General features: G+C 65.4%; 13 protein-coding genes. 8 read left to right on the top strand and 5 right to left on the bottom strand.

Features of this window, described 5'->3' with window-relative positions:
- The first annotated feature begins 123 nt into the window (after positions 1-123).
- Positions 124-891 carry a DeoR/GlpR family DNA-binding transcription regulator gene (locus tag GFS60_RS01000; protein ID WP_159918602.1) on the top strand — a complete coding sequence of 256 codons (768 nt, stop codon included), beginning with the start codon at positions 124-126 and terminating at the stop codon, positions 889-891.
- A 324-nt stretch (positions 892-1,215) separates the two neighbouring features.
- Here GFS60_RS01000 and GFS60_RS00995 read toward each other — a convergent pair whose 3' ends face one another.
- Entirely contained in the window at positions 1,216-2,913 is a 1,698-nt protein-coding gene (locus GFS60_RS00995) for a PHA/PHB synthase family protein (RefSeq protein ID WP_236603336.1), read from the bottom strand.
- Positions 2,914-3,523: 610 nt separating this feature from the next.
- Between GFS60_RS00995 and GFS60_RS00990 the strand changes: the two genes are divergently transcribed.
- Both GFS60_RS00990 and GFS60_RS00985 read left to right on the top strand, forming a co-directional pair.
- Positions 3,524-5,026, top strand: coding sequence for an aldehyde dehydrogenase family protein (locus GFS60_RS00990; protein ID WP_159918600.1), 1,503 nt, complete (start codon positions 3,524-3,526; stop codon positions 5,024-5,026).
- A gap of 36 nt (positions 5,027-5,062) precedes the next feature.
- The gene (locus GFS60_RS00985; protein ID WP_159918599.1) at positions 5,063-6,277 is read left to right on the top strand and encodes a CaiB/BaiF CoA transferase family protein; all 1,215 of its coding nucleotides are present in this window, start codon (positions 5,063-5,065) and stop codon (positions 6,275-6,277) included.
- A gap of 99 nt (positions 6,278-6,376) precedes the next feature.
- On the opposite strand, the gene GFS60_RS00980 is transcribed toward GFS60_RS00985, so the two are convergent.
- Both GFS60_RS00980 and GFS60_RS00975 read right to left on the bottom strand, forming a co-directional pair.
- A complete protein-coding gene (locus GFS60_RS00980) occupies positions 6,377-7,378 on the bottom strand; it encodes a LysR family transcriptional regulator (RefSeq protein ID WP_159918598.1) in 1,002 nt (333 codons plus the stop codon).
- A complete protein-coding gene (locus GFS60_RS00975) occupies positions 7,365-7,907 on the bottom strand; it encodes a MarR family winged helix-turn-helix transcriptional regulator (protein ID WP_159918597.1) in 543 nt (180 codons plus the stop codon). The genes GFS60_RS00980 and GFS60_RS00975 overlap by 14 nt, the downstream gene beginning before the upstream one ends.
- Before the next feature lie 229 nt (positions 7,908-8,136).
- Between GFS60_RS00975 and GFS60_RS00970 the strand changes: the two genes are divergently transcribed.
- From GFS60_RS00970 to GFS60_RS00950, 5 genes are all read left to right on the top strand, one after another.
- Positions 8,137-9,300, top strand: coding sequence for an acyl-CoA dehydrogenase family protein (locus tag GFS60_RS00970; RefSeq protein ID WP_159918596.1), 1,164 nt, complete (start codon positions 8,137-8,139; stop codon positions 9,298-9,300).
- Complete coding sequence (locus tag GFS60_RS00965) at positions 9,297-10,436, top strand: enoyl-CoA hydratase/isomerase family protein (protein WP_159918595.1); 1,140 nt, start codon at positions 9,297-9,299, stop codon at positions 10,434-10,436. Before GFS60_RS00970 ends, GFS60_RS00965 begins: the two co-directional genes overlap by 4 nt.
- Complete coding sequence (mmsB, locus tag GFS60_RS00960; protein ID WP_159918594.1) at positions 10,433-11,347, top strand: 3-hydroxyisobutyrate dehydrogenase; 915 nt, start codon at positions 10,433-10,435, stop codon at positions 11,345-11,347. Before GFS60_RS00965 ends, mmsB begins: the two co-directional genes overlap by 4 nt.
- Positions 11,344-12,120, top strand: a complete 777-nt coding sequence (locus tag GFS60_RS00955) for an enoyl-CoA hydratase (protein WP_159918593.1) — start codon at positions 11,344-11,346, stop codon at positions 12,118-12,120. The genes mmsB and GFS60_RS00955 overlap by 4 nt, the downstream gene beginning before the upstream one ends.
- A 108-nt stretch (positions 12,121-12,228) precedes the next feature.
- Positions 12,229-13,035 carry an ABC transporter ATP-binding protein gene (locus GFS60_RS00950; RefSeq protein ID WP_159918592.1) on the top strand — a complete coding sequence of 269 codons (807 nt, stop codon included), beginning with the start codon at positions 12,229-12,231 and terminating at the stop codon, positions 13,033-13,035.
- A gap of 37 nt (positions 13,036-13,072) precedes the next feature.
- Here the strand turns inward: GFS60_RS00950 and mddA are convergent, their stop codons facing one another.
- Together mddA and GFS60_RS00940 are read right to left on the bottom strand one after the other, a co-directional pair.
- Complete coding sequence (gene mddA, locus GFS60_RS00945; RefSeq protein WP_159918591.1) at positions 13,073-13,855, bottom strand: methanethiol S-methyltransferase; 783 nt, start codon at positions 13,853-13,855, stop codon at positions 13,073-13,075.
- A gap of 84 nt (positions 13,856-13,939) precedes the next feature.
- Entirely contained in the window at positions 13,940-17,251 is a 3,312-nt protein-coding gene (locus tag GFS60_RS00940; protein WP_159918590.1) for a protein kinase domain-containing protein, read from the bottom strand.
- Between the last annotated feature and the right edge of the window lie 341 nt (positions 17,252-17,592).

The raw sequence follows: 17,592 nt of genomic DNA, 5'->3' as shown, positions 1-17,592 counted from the left end.
CGCAGCAATTGCGTGCAATCATGCCGTTTGCTCGATCGGACTGTCAATAACCGCGCATAAGAAGGTAGGATCCGGGCAGACCTGATCCGCGTGTGCATCGAGCCGAGTTCCAAGGAGTGTTTCTTGTCCGCAACCACACGACGTGGCGAAATACTCCAACGCCTTCACGTCGACGGATATGTAGAGGCGAAGGTTCTCTCACGCGAGCTCGGTGTGGACGCGTCGACGATTCGGCGTGACCTCGACACGTTGGTTCGTTCCGGCCAAGCCGAACGAACGCACGGCGGAGCGCGGCCCGTCACCGGCGCATCCTCCGAAATCCCTTACGCGGTAAAGAAAACCGAGCGACGACCCGAGAAGATCGCCATCGCACGCCGCGCAGCGCAGCACGTGGCCGACGGCGACACGGTCATCCTCGACAGCGGGTCGACCACCTACCAGGTTGCTCTGGAGCTTCGTCACAAAGCTGATTTGACGATCATCACCAACGACCTTCGCATCGGCAAGTACGTAGCCACCATCCCCGCCGTCCGCCTGCTGGTCACCGGTGGCGAGCTACTCGGATCCGTCTTCACACTGGTGGGCGAACGCGCCGTCGACTTCCTCTCCGACTACTCGGCCGACTGGGCCTTCCTCGGAGCAGACGCCATCGACCCGACTGCAGGTATCACCAACACCAACACGCTCGAAGTACCGCTCAAACGAGCAATCATCTCGGCCGCGGCGCGCACCGTCGTCCTCGCGGACAGTTCGAAGTTCGGACACCGTGCTCTCGCCAAAGTCGCAGCGATAGACGAGGTCGAAACGATCCTCACCGACTCCGGACTTCCGAGTGATCAGGCCGAACGCTACGGCGGCAAAGTCGTCCGAGCGATGATGGCCGACGACTGAGGGTTGCGGGTCCTGGCGCAGACGGCATAGTCACCGCTGTGTGAACTTGGTCCGGTATCCCTGATCCGCAAGCCATCGGCGTGCACCTCCGCGGCGGCGTTCGTCCGAGAGCAGCTGGTATCGGTGGAACTCGCGGTCAGGCGCCCGCGCATGAGGTCTACGACGCCGCTGCGGGCATACAGTGCTGCCCGCAGCGCAGTCAATGTTTCCGCATCCCACACGACTTCCATCAGTACTGACCATAAGTGCGCGGCTGACGTCGGGTCGCGCAATCGTGCGACCCGACCGCACCGTCATGCAGTTCGGGCGATCTCTGGCCGCCCTTTACACGGGAATACCGGCTTTCAGGTCGCGCACGTAGAGACCGGGTGCGTCGCCGAGGACGGTGTGCTCGTCGCTGCCCAGGCGTGTACTCGCGACGATGCGCTCGCCGGCCCGTTCCGAGACCCAATCGGCCCAGGATTCCCACCAGCTGCCGGTCTTCTTCGTCGCCGCATCGAGCCACGCCTCGGGATCGGGTCCCGGCTCTCCGCCTTCCCAGTAGTGGGACTTCGGGTTGCCGGGCGGGTTGACGAGGCTGGCGATGTGCCCGGAGAAGCTGAGCACGAACTTGGTGTCGCCCGACAACAGTTGGGTTGTGCGGTAACAGTTCTTCCAGGACGTGAGGTGGTCGGCAATCGCGCCGGAGACGAAGGTGGGCACGGTGATCCTGCCGAGGTCGACGGGCGTGCCGAGCGCCGTCATCGCTCCCGGCGTCGCAAGGGTGTTGTTCTCGAAGATGTCGAGGAACTGGACGTGCAGCGCTCCCGGCAGGTTGGTGCCGTCGGCGTTCCAGGAGAGGATGTCGAAGGCCGGCGGCGTCCGTCCCATGAGGTAGTTGTTGACCACGTAGTTGAAGACGAGGTCGTTCGGGCGCATCCACGTGAAGGCGCTGCCCATGTCGCGTGCCGAGATGATGCCGTTTCGCCGCGACCGGCCCTTCACCAGCTGTAGCAGTCTCGGTCCCGAGAACGCCGCGAGCCCCGCCGGGTCTGCGAAGTCGAGCATTGTCACGGCGTACGACACGCTGTGCACGCGGGTGTCCCCGGTGGCGGCGAGGTGGTTGAGCAGGGCGGTGGTGATGAGGCCGCCGGCGCAGAAACCGATCACGTTGACGTCATCGCTGCCGGTAATCTCCCGGACCTCGTCGATCGCGTCCGACACCCGTTGCGCGTACGTGTCGAGGTCCCAGTCACTCTGTTCTGCTTGCGGATTACGCCACGCCAGCATGAATGTCTGCAGTCCGCGGGACACAGCGTGCTCGACGAAGCTGCGGCCGGGACGCAGGTCGAGGAAGTAGTAGCGGCCGATCGGCGGCGGCACCACGAGCACGGGGCGCTCGTACACGGTCTCCGTGGTCGGCGTGTACTGCAGCACCTCGGCGACCTCGTCGCGGGAGACGACGGCACCCGGCGTCACGGCGAGATCGACGCCGACCGTGAAGGCGTCGGGATCGACCATTCGCGGCATCCCACCGTTGTGGCGCAGGTCGGACACATAGTTGCGGGCGCCACGAACCAGACTCATCCCACCGGTGTCGAAGGCCTCTTTCACGGCCGCCGGGTTGGTGGGCAAGTAGTTCGTCGGTGCGAGCGCGCTGGTGAGGACGGTCGATACGAACGCCGCTTCCCGCGCGTGGCGGTCATCGACTCGTCGGCCCAAGTCTTCGACGACACTTTCGACCGCGTCGACGGAAGCAAGGTAGGTCTGTTGCACACGGCGGTAGATCGGATTGTTCGTCCACGCCTGATCGGTGAACCGCCGATCGCCCGCGGCCGGCCCTACATCCGAGCGGCCCACGGTGATCTTCGTCAGCTCGCGCCCGAGGCGAAGCGACTCCTCGAGGACCACTCGGCCCTGCCCGACGACTCCCGTCACTGCGTTCAGCGCGTTCCGTGCGCCGAACCCGCCCGCACGGTCCTCCTCCTCGGGGGTGGCGTCGGGTATCACGAGTGCGATCTTCGGCTCCGCTGTCTTGGTCAACGGTTCTCCTTCGTCTGTACCTGGACACCAGCACCCCGTGGCGGGGATAAGTCCCAGTGTGGACCGCAGCATAAACACCTTTAATGGTTACTCGCGCGTAATCCAGAATTTCGAGCGTGATCATTTTCGACACCGTTGGTACTTGTGTCGAATTAACGTACTCGAGGCGAGTTTGTGCCCGAATAATGTTCGGCAGCGGGCCTTTTCGCGTCGCAAATCACGAATATATGAAACCGCCGGGTACGGGTAAGCATTCGGCGTCGAGTGTTACTGCGCGCTCCGCAAAAAAGGCATTCCGGGGAGAAATGCCCCATCACCGACAAGAACCAAGGTGCGGTTTCCGGCACCCGTTTCGATGCTTGCGACGCTCAACCCGCTCTCGGACACCGGACGGGCACCTGCGGATGTGTGGGGGCCCGCCCGCAGTGGTGGCGCATTTTTGCGCACCCGGGTAGCGGATCTGGTGATTGACCGGCGCGGACTCGCACCGCATCGTGGATGTATCACCCGCCGCCATCGGAGTTTCGACGGCGATTCATTGACTCACGTCCTGCCCGACGCATGAGCCGTGCTCATGCTGCCCGAGCACGATACAGCTAGGAGACGCCCTATGACTTCCACCCAGACCTCCCTCGCGGACCTTCAGATTCCCGAAGCCCGCGACTACCCGATGTTCGTCGACGGGGCGTGGGTGGAAGCTCTCGACGGTCAGTGGAGTGAGGTGACCACTCCTATTCTGCGCAAGCACGTGATCGGCCGTGTCCCGACCTCGAGCGCCGAGGACGTCGATCGCGCGGTGCGTGCTGCCCACAAGGCCTTCCCGCGTTGGAAGTCTCAGCACTTCACCGCCCGCGCCCGGATTCTGTCGAAGATCGCCGACGCCATCGACGCCCGCGCCGAGGAGCTCGCCCGGCTGACCGCCCTCGACACCGGAAACGCGCTGCGCACCCAGGCCCGCCCCGAAGTGCAGACCCTGGCGAATCTGTTCCGCTACTTCGCCGGTGTCGCCGGCGAGATCAAGGGCACGGTTCTGCCCGCCGGGGATGACCAGCTTCAGTACTCCCGCCAGGAGCCGCTCGGCGTCATCGGCTGCATCCTGCCCTGGAACTCCCCGTTGATGATCGCCGGATTCAAGATCCCCGCCGCCCTCGTCGCGGGCAACACCGTCGTGGTCAAGGCCGCCGAAGCAGCCCCGCTGAGCGTGCTGCTCCTCGCCGAGATCTGCGCCGAGCATCTGCCGGCCGGTGTCCTCAACGTCATCACCGGAAAGGGCTCGGTGGCCGGCGAAGCGCTGGTCCAGCACCCGGGCGTCGACAAGGTTTCCTTCACCGGCTCCACCGAGGTCGGGCGACGCGTCGCCCGTGAAGCCGGCGGCCGCCTCGCACACGTCTCCCTCGAACTCGGCGGTAAGAATCCGTCGATCGTCTTCCCCGACGTCGATGTCAACGACGACTTCATCAACCAGCTGCTGCTCTCGACCCGCGTACACAGGCAGGGCCAGAGCTGCACCGCCGGCTCCCGGCTGTTCCTGCACCAGGACATCTACGACAACGTCCTCGACCGGCTCGTCACCACCCTGGCCGGGCTGAAGGTCGGCAACCCGTTGGACGAGGCCACGGACATGGGCGCCATCATCAACGAGGCACAGTTCGCGTCGGTCTGCGGTTTCCTCGACGACGGCCTCAGCTCGAACAACGTCTCGACGGTCCTCGACGGCTCCCCCGACAAGGTCGGCAAATCCGAGGGCTACTACATGGGCCCGACCGTGTTCTCCGGAGCCGACAACTCCTGGCGCCTGTCCCGGGAGGAGATCTTCGGTCCCGCCCTCGTCGCCATCCCGTGGACCGATCACGCCGACGTCGTCGCGATGGCCAACGACTCGCACTACGGGCTCGCCGCCTACGTCTGGACACACAATCTCGATTTGGCGCTGTCCACCGCCCACGCGCTGGAAACCGGGTGGGTGCAGGTCAACCAGGGTGGCGGCCAGATGGTGGGCCAGTCCTACGGCGGCTACAAGCAGAGTGGCCTGGGCCGCGAAGTGTCGCTCGAGGGCATGATCGCCGGTTTCACCCAGACCAAGCAGGTCAACGTGCGCCTGCGCACACTCTGACCCCTCGCTTCCTTACTCTGGACTGAACGGAATTCCATGACTGTCGGACCACTGAACGACATCCTCGTGCTCGACCTTTCCCGTGCACTCGCCGGCCCGATCGCCGCCATGATGCTCGGCGATCTCGGGGCCCGGGTGATCAAGGTCGAAGCCCCCGGCACCGGCGACGACTCCCGCACCTGGGGACCGCCGTTCGTCGGGCCGCAAGACGACCCGCAGTCGTCGTACTTCATGTCGGCGAACCGGAACAAGGAATCGATCGTCCTCGACCTCAAGAGCGAGGACGGGCGTGAGGCGCTGCGCCGGCTGATCCGGCGGGCGGACGTGCTGATCGAGAACCTCCGGCCCGGAGCCTTCGACCGCCTCGGCTTTCCGACCGACGTGCTCGAGGAGCTCAATCCACGGCTGATCACGTTGTCGATCACCGGATTCGGCCACGACGGCCCGGAAGGATCCCGCGCCGGCTACGACCAGATCGCCCAGGGCGAGGCCGGCCTGATGTCCGTGACCGGAACCCCGGACGGCGAACCCACCCGCATCGGGGTCCCGATCGCGGACGTGCTCGCCGGCGTGCACGGAACCGCGGGGGTGTCGGCGGCGCTGGCATCCCGGGAAAAGACCGGCAAGGGCATGGTGGTGCGCACGTCGCTGCTGGCCGCGGCGGTCAGTGCCCACACCTTCCAGGGCACCAAGTGGACGGTCGGCGGACAGGTCGCGCAGCGGTCCGGCAACCACCACCCCCAGATCGCACCCTACGGCAGCTTCCGGTGCGGCGACGGATACGTGCAGATCGCGGTCGGCAGCGAAGCGATCTGGGCGAAATTTGCTCCCGTCGCCGGGCTGTCGGCGGATGACCCCCGGTTCACCGTCAACCGGGACCGGGTCGCCAACCGCGACACGCTCATCGCCGCTATCGAAGCGGACTTCACCAACCGCACCAGGGCCGAAGTTCTCGCCGCCCTCGAAACAGCCGGTGTGCCTGCGGGATCGATTCGTACCATCGACGAGGTCTACGAATGGGAACAAACCCGTAGTCAGGGACTCCTCCTCGAGGTCGACCACCCAGTGGTCGGACCGGTGCAATTGCCGGGACCCTCGCTGCGAATGGAAACCGCGGACGGACAGTCATTGGTGCGTACTCAGCACGCTCCCCCTCCGGTACTCGGTCAGCACACCGAGCAGATCCTCGACTGGATCGGCAGTGACAGTCTGGTCGACCAGTTCGACTCAGAGGTCACCACGCGGGCGTAACACGTAAAATCGTCGGTGGTCGGCGTTGCAGGATCCTCTGTCCTGCAATGCCGTCCACACGGCGCCCGCCATGGGACAGCCCACTAAGGAGCGCGCCGGTCACTGTGACGTGTCGGAGCCCGCGGGTTTCGGGTGTCGCGGTTCCGGGAGCAATTCGTCTCGGCGGCTGAGGATTTCTTCTTGGAGTACGCGTCGAACTGCTTGCACGGCCGGGTTTGTCAGGCTTGCCCTGCGCGCCGCGATGGAGAAGGAGAGGCGGACGTCGACCAGGTCGGCCATCACCCGGCGAAGGTCGGGATGCTGGTCGGCCATGAAAGCGGGAAGCAATCCGATGCCGCCGCCGGCGCGTGTTGCCGAAACATGCGCAAAGATATTGGTAGACATGAATTTAGCGGTCACTCCGGGCAGGTGCCGCTCGAGGTCGAGGTCTCCCACCTGCAAGAGGGAGTCGACGAAGAAGATCAGCGGGTGGGCTGTCAGCTCGTCCATGGTGGCGGGTTCACCGTGATCGCGTAGATATTGTTCGCTGGCGTACAGGCCTAGCGAGTATTGGCAGATACGTTCCGAGACAAGCCGACTACTGATCGGGGTTCCGACAGCGACGGCAATATCGAATCCCGCCGGTTGCAGATTCAGTTGCCTTGTTGCGGTGATGAGTTCCACAACGAGATTGGGATGGTTCATGCGAAGTTTAGCCAGGGCCGGGGCGACGAACATCGGTCCGAACCCGTCCGGTGCAGTGACGCGAATGGTTCCGCGGAGCGTATTCTCACTGATGCCGGCCACGACATCCGCGGTTTCCTGGACTGCTTCCTCGATGAGCCGGGCCTTTTCGGCGACGGACCGCCCGACGTCGGTCAATTCCCAACCGTCCGCGCTGCGCTGGAGCAGACGAACTCCTAGAGCCTTCTCCAGTGCATTGACGCGCCGCGTGACAGTGGTGTGGTCGACACCCAGGTCCTTTGCCGCCGATCGACGGCGCCCGCTCCGTGCGACCGCGAGCAAATACCGAAGGTCATCGGATCGAATGCCTCTCACATCGATCGTGACCGGCGGGGTAGCGTCGGCATTCCGACCGTCGTGGGCGTCAGCGCTGGTCATCGCGTCCGTTCCCTCGAACGCTCTCAGAAGTGTGAGCTGACGGCGCGGCGCCTTGCCGCGCTTGTGCATGTGAAGTTGCGACAAGCAGCGTGTGTAGGTCGATGCTCAGACGACGCAGCACTTCAGGGTCCACGGCGGAGACATCGTCGACGACCCGTGCGGCCGACAGCGCCGCAGCCCGCCCACGGTCGGTGATGGTCACGAGAGTCTCGCGTCGGTCGACGGGGTTGGTCGAACGGGTGACCAGCCCGGTGCGCTCCAGTCCGTCGATCAAGGACGTGATCGTGGTGGGATGCCGGTCCAAAGTGCGGCACAGAAGCGCTGTGGACATGACACCGTCCGGTGCCGCGTCGACGAGCGACAGGACCTCGTACCGAGGAAAGGACAGCTTGAACGGACTGAGGGTGGCATCAAGCTTGCGAACGATCAGTTTCTGCGTCTGCAGGACCGCCGCGATCAGTGCTGTCCCCGAAAGTTCCGTTGCATCAGAACAGGATCGCTCTGTTGCTGCCGGTTCCGTAGCGGTCACGAAAGGTCTCCTTTTTCACCGATGCTCGAGTCGACGAACTGCACGCCTGTGGCCGGCAATCGACTCAAATGAGACCAATTGCCCTGGCACTCCGACCTCCGGGACGACTTCCCATCCCACACTCGGAGGATCCGGCTTTTCGCCGCCCGCGACGGACGAGGACTAGCAATGTTCGTGGATGTCCAACTATAGTACTTCCAACTTCTCCGATCTGAAAGGGTCGAATCGTATGTTTACCTTGACCGATGACGAGCGGGCGATCAGTGAGACGGCCCGTGACTTCGCGGCCGAGCATCTGGCGCCGTATGCCGTGGAGTGGGATCAGTCCAAGCATTTCCCGGTCGATGTGCTGCGTAAGGCGGCGTCGTTGGGGATGGGCGGGATCTACATCCGCGAGGATGTGGGTGGCTCGGAGCTGACCCGGGTGGACGCGGCCCGGATCTTCGAGCAGCTCGCGAGGGGGTGCCCGTCGATCGCCGCCTATATCTCGATCCACAACATGGTGACGTGGATGATCGACAGGTTCGGCACCGAGGAGCAGCGGCGTGCGTTCGTGCCGGGGTTGTGTGCGATGGATCAGTTGGGTAGTTACTGCCTGACCGAGCCGGGTGCCGGGTCGGATGCGGCGGCGTTGAGCACCCGGGCGGTCCGCGACGGTGATTCTTTTGTGCTCAATGGGGTCAAGCAGTTCATTTCCGGGGCGGGGGCCTCGGATGTGTATGTGGTGATGGCCCGCACCGGGGAGGGTGGGCCGAAGGGGATTTCCGCGTTCATCGTGCCGAAGGAGTCGGCGGGGCTCTCGTTCGGGCCGAACGAGGTGAAGATGGGCTGGAACGCCCAACCGACCCGGCAGGTGATCTTCGAGGATGTGCGGGTGCCGGCGGCGAACCTCCTCGGCACGGAGGGGGGTGGGTTCCGGATCGCGATGGCCGGGTTGAACGGGGGCCGGCTCAATATCGCGGCGTGCTCGGTCGGTGGTGGGCAGGCCGCGCTGGAGAAGGCGGTCGCGTATCTCGCGGACCGGAAGGCGTTCGGTGCGCCGCTGCTCGAGTCGCAGGCGTTGCAGTTCCAGCTCGCCGACATGCGCACCGAACTCGAAGCGGCCCGCACCCTGTTGTGGCGGGCCGCGGCCGCCCTCGACGCGGGGGCTCCGGAGGTGGTGGAGCTGTGCGCGATGGCGAAGCGGTTCGCCACCGACACCGGTTTCGAGGTCGCCAACAAGGCGCTGCAACTGCACGGCGGGTACGGGTATCTGGCCGAGTACGGCATCGAGAAGATCGTCCGGGATCTGCGGGTGCACCAGATCCTCGAGGGCAGCAACGAGATCATGCGGGTCGTCATCGCCCGCAGCATCGTCGCGGGCGCCGGACATGGAAAACAAGGAGCGGCATGAGCGAGACAACCACCACGACCCCCGAGGTCCTGATCGACACCAGCGGTGGGGTGGGCCGGCTGGTGCTGAATCGGCCGAAGGCGATCAACGCCCTCAACCACGGCATGGTGGGGCAGATCGCGGCGGCGTTGGCCGCATGGTCCGACGACGACGAGGTGCGGGCGGTGCTGCTCAGCGGGGCCGGTGAACGAGGTTTGTGCGCGGGCGGGGATATCGTGTCGATCTACCACGACGCCCAAGAGGGGGGTACCGGGTCGCGGGAGTTCTGGCGGGACGAGTACATCCTGAACGCGGCCATCGCGAACTACCGGAAGCCGTATGTGGCGGTCATGGACGGCATCGTGATGGGCGGCGGCGTCGGGGTGTCCGCGCACGGCAGCGTCCGGGTCGTCACCGAGCGGTCGATGATCGGGATGCCCGAGACCGGGATCGGGTTCGTCCCCGACGTCGGCGGCACCTACCTGTTGGCCCGCACCCCCGGCGAGTTGGGCACCCACATCGCGTTGACCACCGCCCGCTTGAGCGCCGGGGACGCGATCGCGTGCGGGTTCGCCGACCACTACATCCCGTCGGCGCAGATCGAGCAGTTCGTGCAGAAGTTGTCCGACACCACGGTGGAGGAGGCGCTGGCCGCGTTCACCGAACCCGCCCCGCCCTCGGAGTTGGTGGCGCAGCAGGGGTGGATCGACGCCGCCTACTCCGCGGGCAGTGTTCCCGACATCGTCGCCCGCCTGCGCGGCAGTGGGGTGCCGGAGGCGGAAAAGGCGGCCGAGCAGATCCTGTCGAAGTCGCCGACCGCGTGCGCGGTCACCCTGAAATCGTTGCGCCGGGCCCGGGCGGCGGGCAGCCTCGAGGAAGTCCTGAACGAGGAGTTCCGGGTGTCGGTGGCCTGCCTGTCCTCTCCTGATCTGGTCGAGGGCATCCGCGCGCAGGTGGTGGAGAAGGACCGCAACCCGCAGTGGTCCCCCGCCACCCTCGACGAGGTGACCGACGAGCAGGTCGAGGCGTTCTTCGCCCCGCTCGGGAACCTCGAACTCGGCCTCACCCCACCCACCCCCACAGCAACAGCAACAGCAGCAGCGGCTTCGGCTGCGGCTTCGGCCAGCGATACGCGTCCAGGAGGGACTGCATCATGAGCACTATCGGATTTCTCGGACTCGGCCACATGGGTGGTCCGATGGCGGCCAACCTCGTCAAGGCCGGGCACACGGTGGTCGGTTTCGACCTCGCGCCCGCCGCCCTCGAACAGGCCACCAAAGACGGGGTCACCGTCGCCGAGTCGGCCGTCGACGCCGTCCGTGAGGCGGAGGTCGTGATCACGATGCTGCCGAACGGCAAGCTCGTCCTCGGCCTGTATTCGGAGATTTTGCCGGCCGCGAAGCCGGGCACCCTGTTCATCGATTCCTCCACCATCGACGTCGCGGACGCCCGCGCCGCGCACGACGAGGCCGTCACCGCCGGGCACCGCTCGGTCGACGCCCCCGTCTCCGGTGGGGTCATGGGCGCGGCCGCCGGCACGCTCGCGTTCATGGTCGGCGGCAGTGATGAGGACTTCGAGGCCGCGAGGCCGCTGCTCGAGGTGATGGGCAAGAAGGTGGTGCACTGCGGCAACCCCGGAAACGGGCAGGCCGCGAAGATCTGCAACAACATGATCCTGGGGGTGTCGATGATCGCGGTCAGCGAGGCCTTCGTCCTCGGCGAAAAGCTCGGTTTGAGCCACCAGGCGCTGTTCGACGTCGCCTCCAACGCGTCCGGTCAGTGCTGGGCGTTGACCACCAACTGCCCGGTACCCGGACCGGTACCGACCAGCCCGGCCAACAACGACTACCAGCCCGGTTTCGCGGCCGCGTTGATGGACAAGGACCTCGGTCTCGCCGCGACCGCGTTGACCACCAACCATGTTCAGGCCGACCTGGGTTTGCGGGCCGCCGAACTGTATCGCCGGTTCCACGCCGCCGGGCACGGCGGCGAGGACTTCTCCGCCATCGTCAACGACATCCGCGACCGCTCCACCGCACAGACCGCACAGGCCGGGGGGAACCAGTGACCGACTTCGAGACCATCCTGCTCGACCGCAAGGGCCGGGTCGGGATCATCACCCTGCACCGCCCGAAGGCCCTCAACGCCCTGAACTCACAACTGATGCGCGAGGTCGTCGCCGCGGTCGACGAGTTGGACGGCGATGCCGAGGTCGGGGCCATCCTGATCACCGGATCGGACCGGGCGTTCGCCGCCGGCGCCGACATCAAGGAGATGCAACCCAAGTCGTACATGGACGTCTACCTCGACGACTTCTTCTCCGCCTGGGACAAGGTGGCCGCGGCCCGCACCCCCACCATCGCCGCGGTCGCCGGATACGCGCTCGGCGGTGGATGCGAGTTGGCGATGCTCTGCGACATCCTGATCGCCGCGGACACCGCGAAGTTCGGGCAACCCGAGATCAAACTCGGGGTCATCCCCGGGATCGGCGGCTCGCAGCGGCTGACCCGGGCGGTCGGTAAGGCCAAGGCGATGGAACTGTGCCTGACCGGCCGGAACATGGACGCCGAGGAAGCCGAACGCGCCGGACTGGTCTCGAGGATCGTCCCCGCCGCGGACCTGCTCGACGAGGCCCTGCAGACCGCGACCACCATCGCCGACATGTCGCTCCCGGTGGCGATGATGGCGAAAGAAGCCGTCAACCGGTCCTTCGAAACCACCCTCACCGAAGGAATCCGCTTCGAACGACGAGTCTTCCACTCCACCTTCGCCACCGAAGACCAAAAAGAAGGCATGACCGCGTTCGTCGAAAAACGCCCACCGGTATTCAAACACCGCTAATGAGGCGACTCCGCCGCCCGTGCGTGGTCCGCGAGTGCATAGACTCGTTAACCACTCACGGGCGCGGAGCGCCTATGTTTGATCCATCCTGCGGAAAGGTGACAGCTAATGGAGAAATCCGTTCCCGTCGTGAGGGTCGAATCCGTCGACCTGGTCCGTGACGGTAGGTTCCTCCTGCGCGACGTCACTCTGCAGGTCCGGCGCGGCGAACACTGGGTACTGTTGGGCGCCAACGGTGCCGGCAAGAGCACGTTGCTCTCGCTGCTCGGAGCAACCGCGCACCCCACGGCCGGCACCGTCCACGTTCTCGGTCACCAGCTGGGCCGGGTCGACATGCGGGAATTGCGAGCGCACATCGGTCACGTGAATCCGCGCCACGTGGTTCGGGCGCCGCTGACCGTGCGGGACGTCGTCCTCACCGGCCTGACCAACACCCCCGAGTTTCCTCCGCGGTGGGCACCGACCGACGCGCAGGTTGTGCGCGCGGAGGAGCTCGTCCACGCCCTCGGGATGGGGTCACGGTTGAATCTGCTGTGGCCGACCTTGTCCCAGGGTGAGCGTGGCCGTGCCCTGATCGCCCGCGCCCTCATGGCCGAACCCGAACTGTTGCTGCTCGACGAGCCGGCGACGGGCCTCGATCTCGCGGCGCGCGAACAACTTCTGACTTCGCTCGACGATCTGCGCGCCCAGGACCCCGACCGCGCCAGCATTCTCGTCACGCACCACCTCGAAGAAATCCCCACCACGACCACACATGCCGTTCTCGTGCGGGAAGGTGTCATTGTCGCGCAGGGCCCGGTATCGGACGTCCTCACGACCGCCAACATCAGCGACTGCTTCGACCACTCCATCACCATCTCCAACGAGCACGGACGCTGGGTGGCGCAGACACGGGTTCCCGTATCCGTCGGCTGAGTGGTTGGAACATCGCCGTCGCCGGCGGCCGCTGACGTTACCGCGCTCGGGAGCCGATCCGCGGGACGAGCATCGGCACCCGCGTGCGGTAGGTGCGATAGTCGTCGCCGAACGTATCGACCAGGTCATGCTCCTCGAAGCGCACCGCCACCAGGATGAACCCGGTGGTCCCGACCGCGAACAACAGTCGGCCCCAGGACATCGTCGGCGCCACCCAGAACGCGATGACGAAACCCGCGTACAACGGGTGCCTGATCACTCGGTACAGCATCGGCGTTCGAAAGGCACTGGGAAGAGCCGACTTACCGCTCTGATTCCGCAGCACCTGACGCAGCCCGAAGAGATCGAAGTGATCGATGGCGAACGTCGCCGCGAGCACGAGAGCCCATCCGCCGAGCGACACCGCATACAGTGCGACGCGGATCCAGGTGGTCTCGACATTCCAGATTTGCTCGGGCAGCGGACGCCACTGCCACATCAGCAGCGCCAGCGCCGCCGTGGCGAACAGTACATATGTCGAGCGCTCCATCGGCTGCGGGACGATCCGCGTCCAGCGTCGCTTGAACCAGGGCCTGGCCATCACTGAATGTTGCATGGCGAAGACCGTCAATAGCGCCAGGTCGATGACCACGGCGACCACGACGGGAGCGCCCGGACCATCGTCGATCGTGTGAGGCACGACGAGGCCCTCGACCCATCCGATCGCATACACGAACACGATCAGGAAGATGGCGTAGACCACCATTCCGTAAGCGGTGATCAGGGTGCGGGCGACTCCCCGCGTGTGCGGCGCCCGCGGCTTTTCGACCATCTCGGCCATAGTGTTTCTCCGATCGCTGGATTTTCCGACGCACCGAAGTCTCCGCTCGAGCGAGGAGCGCAACAAGGAACCCTGGGGTGAAACTCACTGCACCCCTGTGACGTCTGAAGAAGAGCCGTTTCTTGGATCGCGCGCTCGAGAATCTTCCGTGCGTGTTTCGACAACCCATGCCGCGATCTGTGTGCGTGAAGTGAATCCCAACTTGGTCAGAATATGCTCAACGTGCCCCTGAGCGGTGCGAGGGGAGATCACCAACCGAGTAGCGATCTCTCTATTCGTCAGTCCCTCGGCGATCAGGTCGGCGACCTCTCGCTCGCGCTTGGTCAGGTGTGCGGCGGGAGCCGCGGGCTGAGATTCAGTAGGAAGCTGCTTGCCTAACGTGTAGGCGACTGCGGCGTCGAAACTCAAGGCGGTCCCGTCCCGATGGGCGGCCGCGTAAGCCTCTTTGCTCAGGGCGCGTCGGGTCGAGCGTTCGCACTCTTCTTGGTACTCGCTCATATTGGGCAAGACGACGATTGGACTTCCCACGGAGCGGCTGAGCTTCTCTGAGGCTCCCAGCAGTACGACCGCGCGCCGCGCGTTCTGGTCTTCGGCGGTGATCCATGCCAGCGCCTGCAGGCTGAAGCTGGCGTTGAGCCGGTCGTTCACCTCGAGGTTGGCTTGCAGTGCCTGTTCGAGTAGTCGAACTGCTCGTTCCCGCTCCCCGCGGCGCCATACCGCGACCGCCAGCCCCCACAAGCAATACGACCGAAACACCGATTCACCCCGTGCATCGGTGATCACCAGAACGCGTTCATAGCATTCGATGGCGTGTTCGGCGTCGCCGAGGAACTCGTCGGCCAAGCCAAGGCCGATAAGCGCTGCAACCTCGACGATATCGTTGCGCCCGGCGTAGGTTCGAACAGCATTCTCGAGATGGGCGCGTGCGTCGAGAGGTTGTCCACCGAACAGGGCGGCATAGCCGAGCGCACTGTCGATGTGTGCGCGTGTCAGCGGGTCCCGTGTCCGAGCGGCGAGTGCGTGTGCATCCTCCACCAGTGCGGCCGCCGCCTGTAGATCCCCCTGGATTCCCGCCATCATGCTGCCGACATAGAGCGCCTTGGCGTGATCGGCGTTCGGCCCCGCCGGTTGACGGGCGAGAAGCCGGTCGAGCCACCGCCTGCCTTCAGAGAACAGACCCCGGGACAGCCAGAACGGGTACAGGGCGGCAACGATCCGGAGCCCGGAGTCTGGGCTCTCGGAGACGCAGAATTCCAATGCGTCCCGAAGATTCGGGTGCTCCCGCACGAGTACGGTGATCAACGCGAGCTCGCGGGAGCTGATCCACTGCGATTCGGCGTTGAGTACCAGGCGCTCACACCAGTCTCGGTGTCGCTGACGCAGTTCGGCTTGCTCGCCGCTCTCCTGCGCCCTTTCTCGGCCGTAATCGCGCACGGTCTCGAGCATGCGGAACCGCATCTCGGCACCGGCCGGCTCCCGTATCAGGATCGACTTGTCGACGAGGTAGGTCACCGTGTCGAGGATCTCCTGCACGGGCAGATCTGCGCCGCACACTTGTTCGGCGGCATCGAGATCGAAGCTACCGGCGAAGACCGACAGCTGCGCCCACAGCCGCTGCTCCGCCGGTGTGCACAGGTCATAACTCCAGTCGATGCACATCCGGAGCGTTTGTTGTCTCGACGGCGCGTCCCTGCTGCCCTGGGTCAACAGTACGTACCGGTCGGTCAAGCGCTGCAAAATCTGTTCCGGTGTCATCACCCGCAACCGGGCGGCGGCGAGCTCGATCGGTAACGGGAGCCCGTCCAATCGCTGGCAGATCCGAGCGATGGTCACCCTGTTCTCCTCGGTGACCTCGAATCCCGGAGCCGCGGCGGCTCCGCGTTCGGCGAACAGGGTGACCGCGTCGTTGCCCGCCATCCCTCGCGGTAGGTCGTCGGGAGCCGGGACGCCGAGCGGTGGCACAAGCAGCACCGCTTCCCCGCTGATGCCGAGTGGCTCGCGACTGGTGGCGAGAATCCGCAGCCGTGGGCACGTTCGAAGCAGGGTCTCGGTGAGCTTGGCGACCGCGGACACCAGTTGCTCACAATTGTCCAGTATCAACAACTGTTCGCGCCCGGCGAGGAACTCGACGAGCACCTCGGGTATGGGTCGCGCCGATTGGTCACGTAATCCCAGCGCGTTCGCCACCACACCCGCCAACAGCAACTCGTCACGCAACTCCCCGAGCTCCACCAGGGTGGTGCCGTCGGCGAAGTCTCGGCGCACCTTGCCGGCGATACGAAGCGCAAGACGGGTCTTTCCGACCCCACCGGTGCCGGTCAGGGTCAGCAGCCGCGCGTTCGACAACGCGTTCCTCGCCTCGGTCAACTCCGTGTGGCGGTCGACGAAGCTGGTCAACTCCAGCGGGAGTTGACCCCCTCGCCCCGAATCGGCCGACCACGACGGTGCAGGCCAAGCATCCTTTCCTGGAGGGGCGTCGGTCGCTGCCCCTGGCTCGGTGGTGTGCACAGCGATCTCGTCGACCGCGAATCCATGCCGTAACTGGGCTTCACGCAGCTGTTCTCTGAGCTCCGCGGCAGACGGGCGCGTCTCGGGACCGCTGGCCATGGTCTGTTCGATGATTGCACTGACGTCCTCGGGAACGCCGTGCTCGCGGGGGTCCGGCACCGGCTCGGATGTGATCCGCACGAAGTGTGCCATCAATTGCTCGCCGCTGCGGCGTTCGAACGCGGCATGGCCGGTGAGCGCCGCGAACAGGGTGGCGCCGAGCCCGTACACGTCCGCGGACGTGCTCGGCGGGCGTCCGGCTACGACTTCGGGGGCGATGAACGCCGGTGACCCGGTGACGACCCCGGAGGTCGTCTCGAACCCGCCGGTGATGTGTGCGATGCCGAAATCCGTCAATGCCGGCTCGCCGTAATCGGTGAGCAGTATGTTCGCGGGCTTGATGTCGCGATGGAGGATGCCGACATTGTGGGCGGCGTCCAAGGCACCGGCCATCTTCACCCCGAGCCGGAGCACATCGGCCAGCGGAAGCGGGCCGTGGCGCCGGATTCGGGCATCGACAGAGCCCCGGGCGCAGTAGGGCATCACAATGAACGGGCGACCGTTGCCGGTGACGTCGGCATGGAGAATGTTGACGATGTTGGGATGACCGGTCAGCCGGCCCGCCGCACGCTGCTCTCGCATGAACCGTTCCCGGTTCTCCTCGTCGAGATCGGCAGTCAGTACCTTGACAGCCACCGAACGCTCGAGCGACGCCTGCGTGCACCGGTACACGATCCCGAATCCGCCACGACCGATCTCGACAGCATCCTCGAACCCCGCCGCCGCGAGTTCCGCCGTGACCGCACCGGACACGTCGCGTTGGGTCGCGAAAGGATCCACGTTATTCATCGACACATCTCTTCACGATGCACGTCGAACTGCCCCGAGAACCTCTCGAGTAGCACCTAAGGATATCGCCAGGCGGCCTCACCGCGGTCGAATCCGACACCGCAACATCACGCCGGTCGATCGACGCGGGCGCACTCGCTTACCCCAAGGCGGCCGGCGCGCCGAGTGCACAGGGCGCGAGTCGGACGGCAAACGTCCGGGTCCGAGGGGCTCGAGTGTCAAGCAGCGGCCAGCTGTAGCTGGGCGCAACCGCGGTCTCGTTGTCAGTCATAGTAGGCGCCGGCGTCTTGCGATGCTTCCACCGCCGAGACGTCGACGCCCAACTACGCGGGTAACAGCCG

This window comes from Rhodococcus sp. WAY2, from assembly GCF_009859915.1.
In the GTDB taxonomy this organism is placed as follows: Bacteria; Actinomycetota; Actinomycetes; order Mycobacteriales; family Mycobacteriaceae; genus Rhodococcus_F; species Rhodococcus_F oxybenzonivorans.
The sequence above is the reverse complement of the archived record's forward strand: the minus strand, read 5'-3'. Positions and strand labels throughout refer to the sequence as shown.

Excerpts from the sequence above, each read along its gene's own strand:
- GFS60_RS00990 (WP_159918600.1), top strand. The coding sequence starts at position 3,524 with ATGACTTCCACCCAGACCTCCCTCGCGGACCTTCAGATTCCCGAAGCC.
- GFS60_RS00985 (WP_159918599.1), top strand. The coding sequence starts at position 5,063 with ATGACTGTCGGACCACTGAACGACATCCTCGTGCTCGACCTTTCCCGT.
- GFS60_RS00980 (WP_159918598.1), bottom strand. The coding sequence starts at position 7,378 with ATGACCAGCGCTGACGCCCACGACGGTCGGAATGCCGACGCTACCCCG.
- GFS60_RS00970 (WP_159918596.1), top strand. The coding sequence starts at position 8,137 with ATGTTTACCTTGACCGATGACGAGCGGGCGATCAGTGAGACGGCCCGT.
- GFS60_RS00965 (WP_159918595.1), top strand. The coding sequence starts at position 9,297 with ATGAGCGAGACAACCACCACGACCCCCGAGGTCCTGATCGACACCAGC.
- mmsB (WP_159918594.1), top strand. The coding sequence starts at position 10,433 with ATGAGCACTATCGGATTTCTCGGACTCGGCCACATGGGTGGTCCGATG.
- GFS60_RS00950 (WP_159918592.1), top strand. The coding sequence starts at position 12,229 with ATGGAGAAATCCGTTCCCGTCGTGAGGGTCGAATCCGTCGACCTGGTC.
- mddA (WP_159918591.1), bottom strand. The coding sequence starts at position 13,855 with ATGGCCGAGATGGTCGAAAAGCCGCGGGCGCCGCACACGCGGGGAGTC.
- GFS60_RS00940 (WP_159918590.1), bottom strand. The coding sequence starts at position 17,251 with ATGAATAACGTGGATCCTTTCGCGACCCAACGCGACGTGTCCGGTGCG.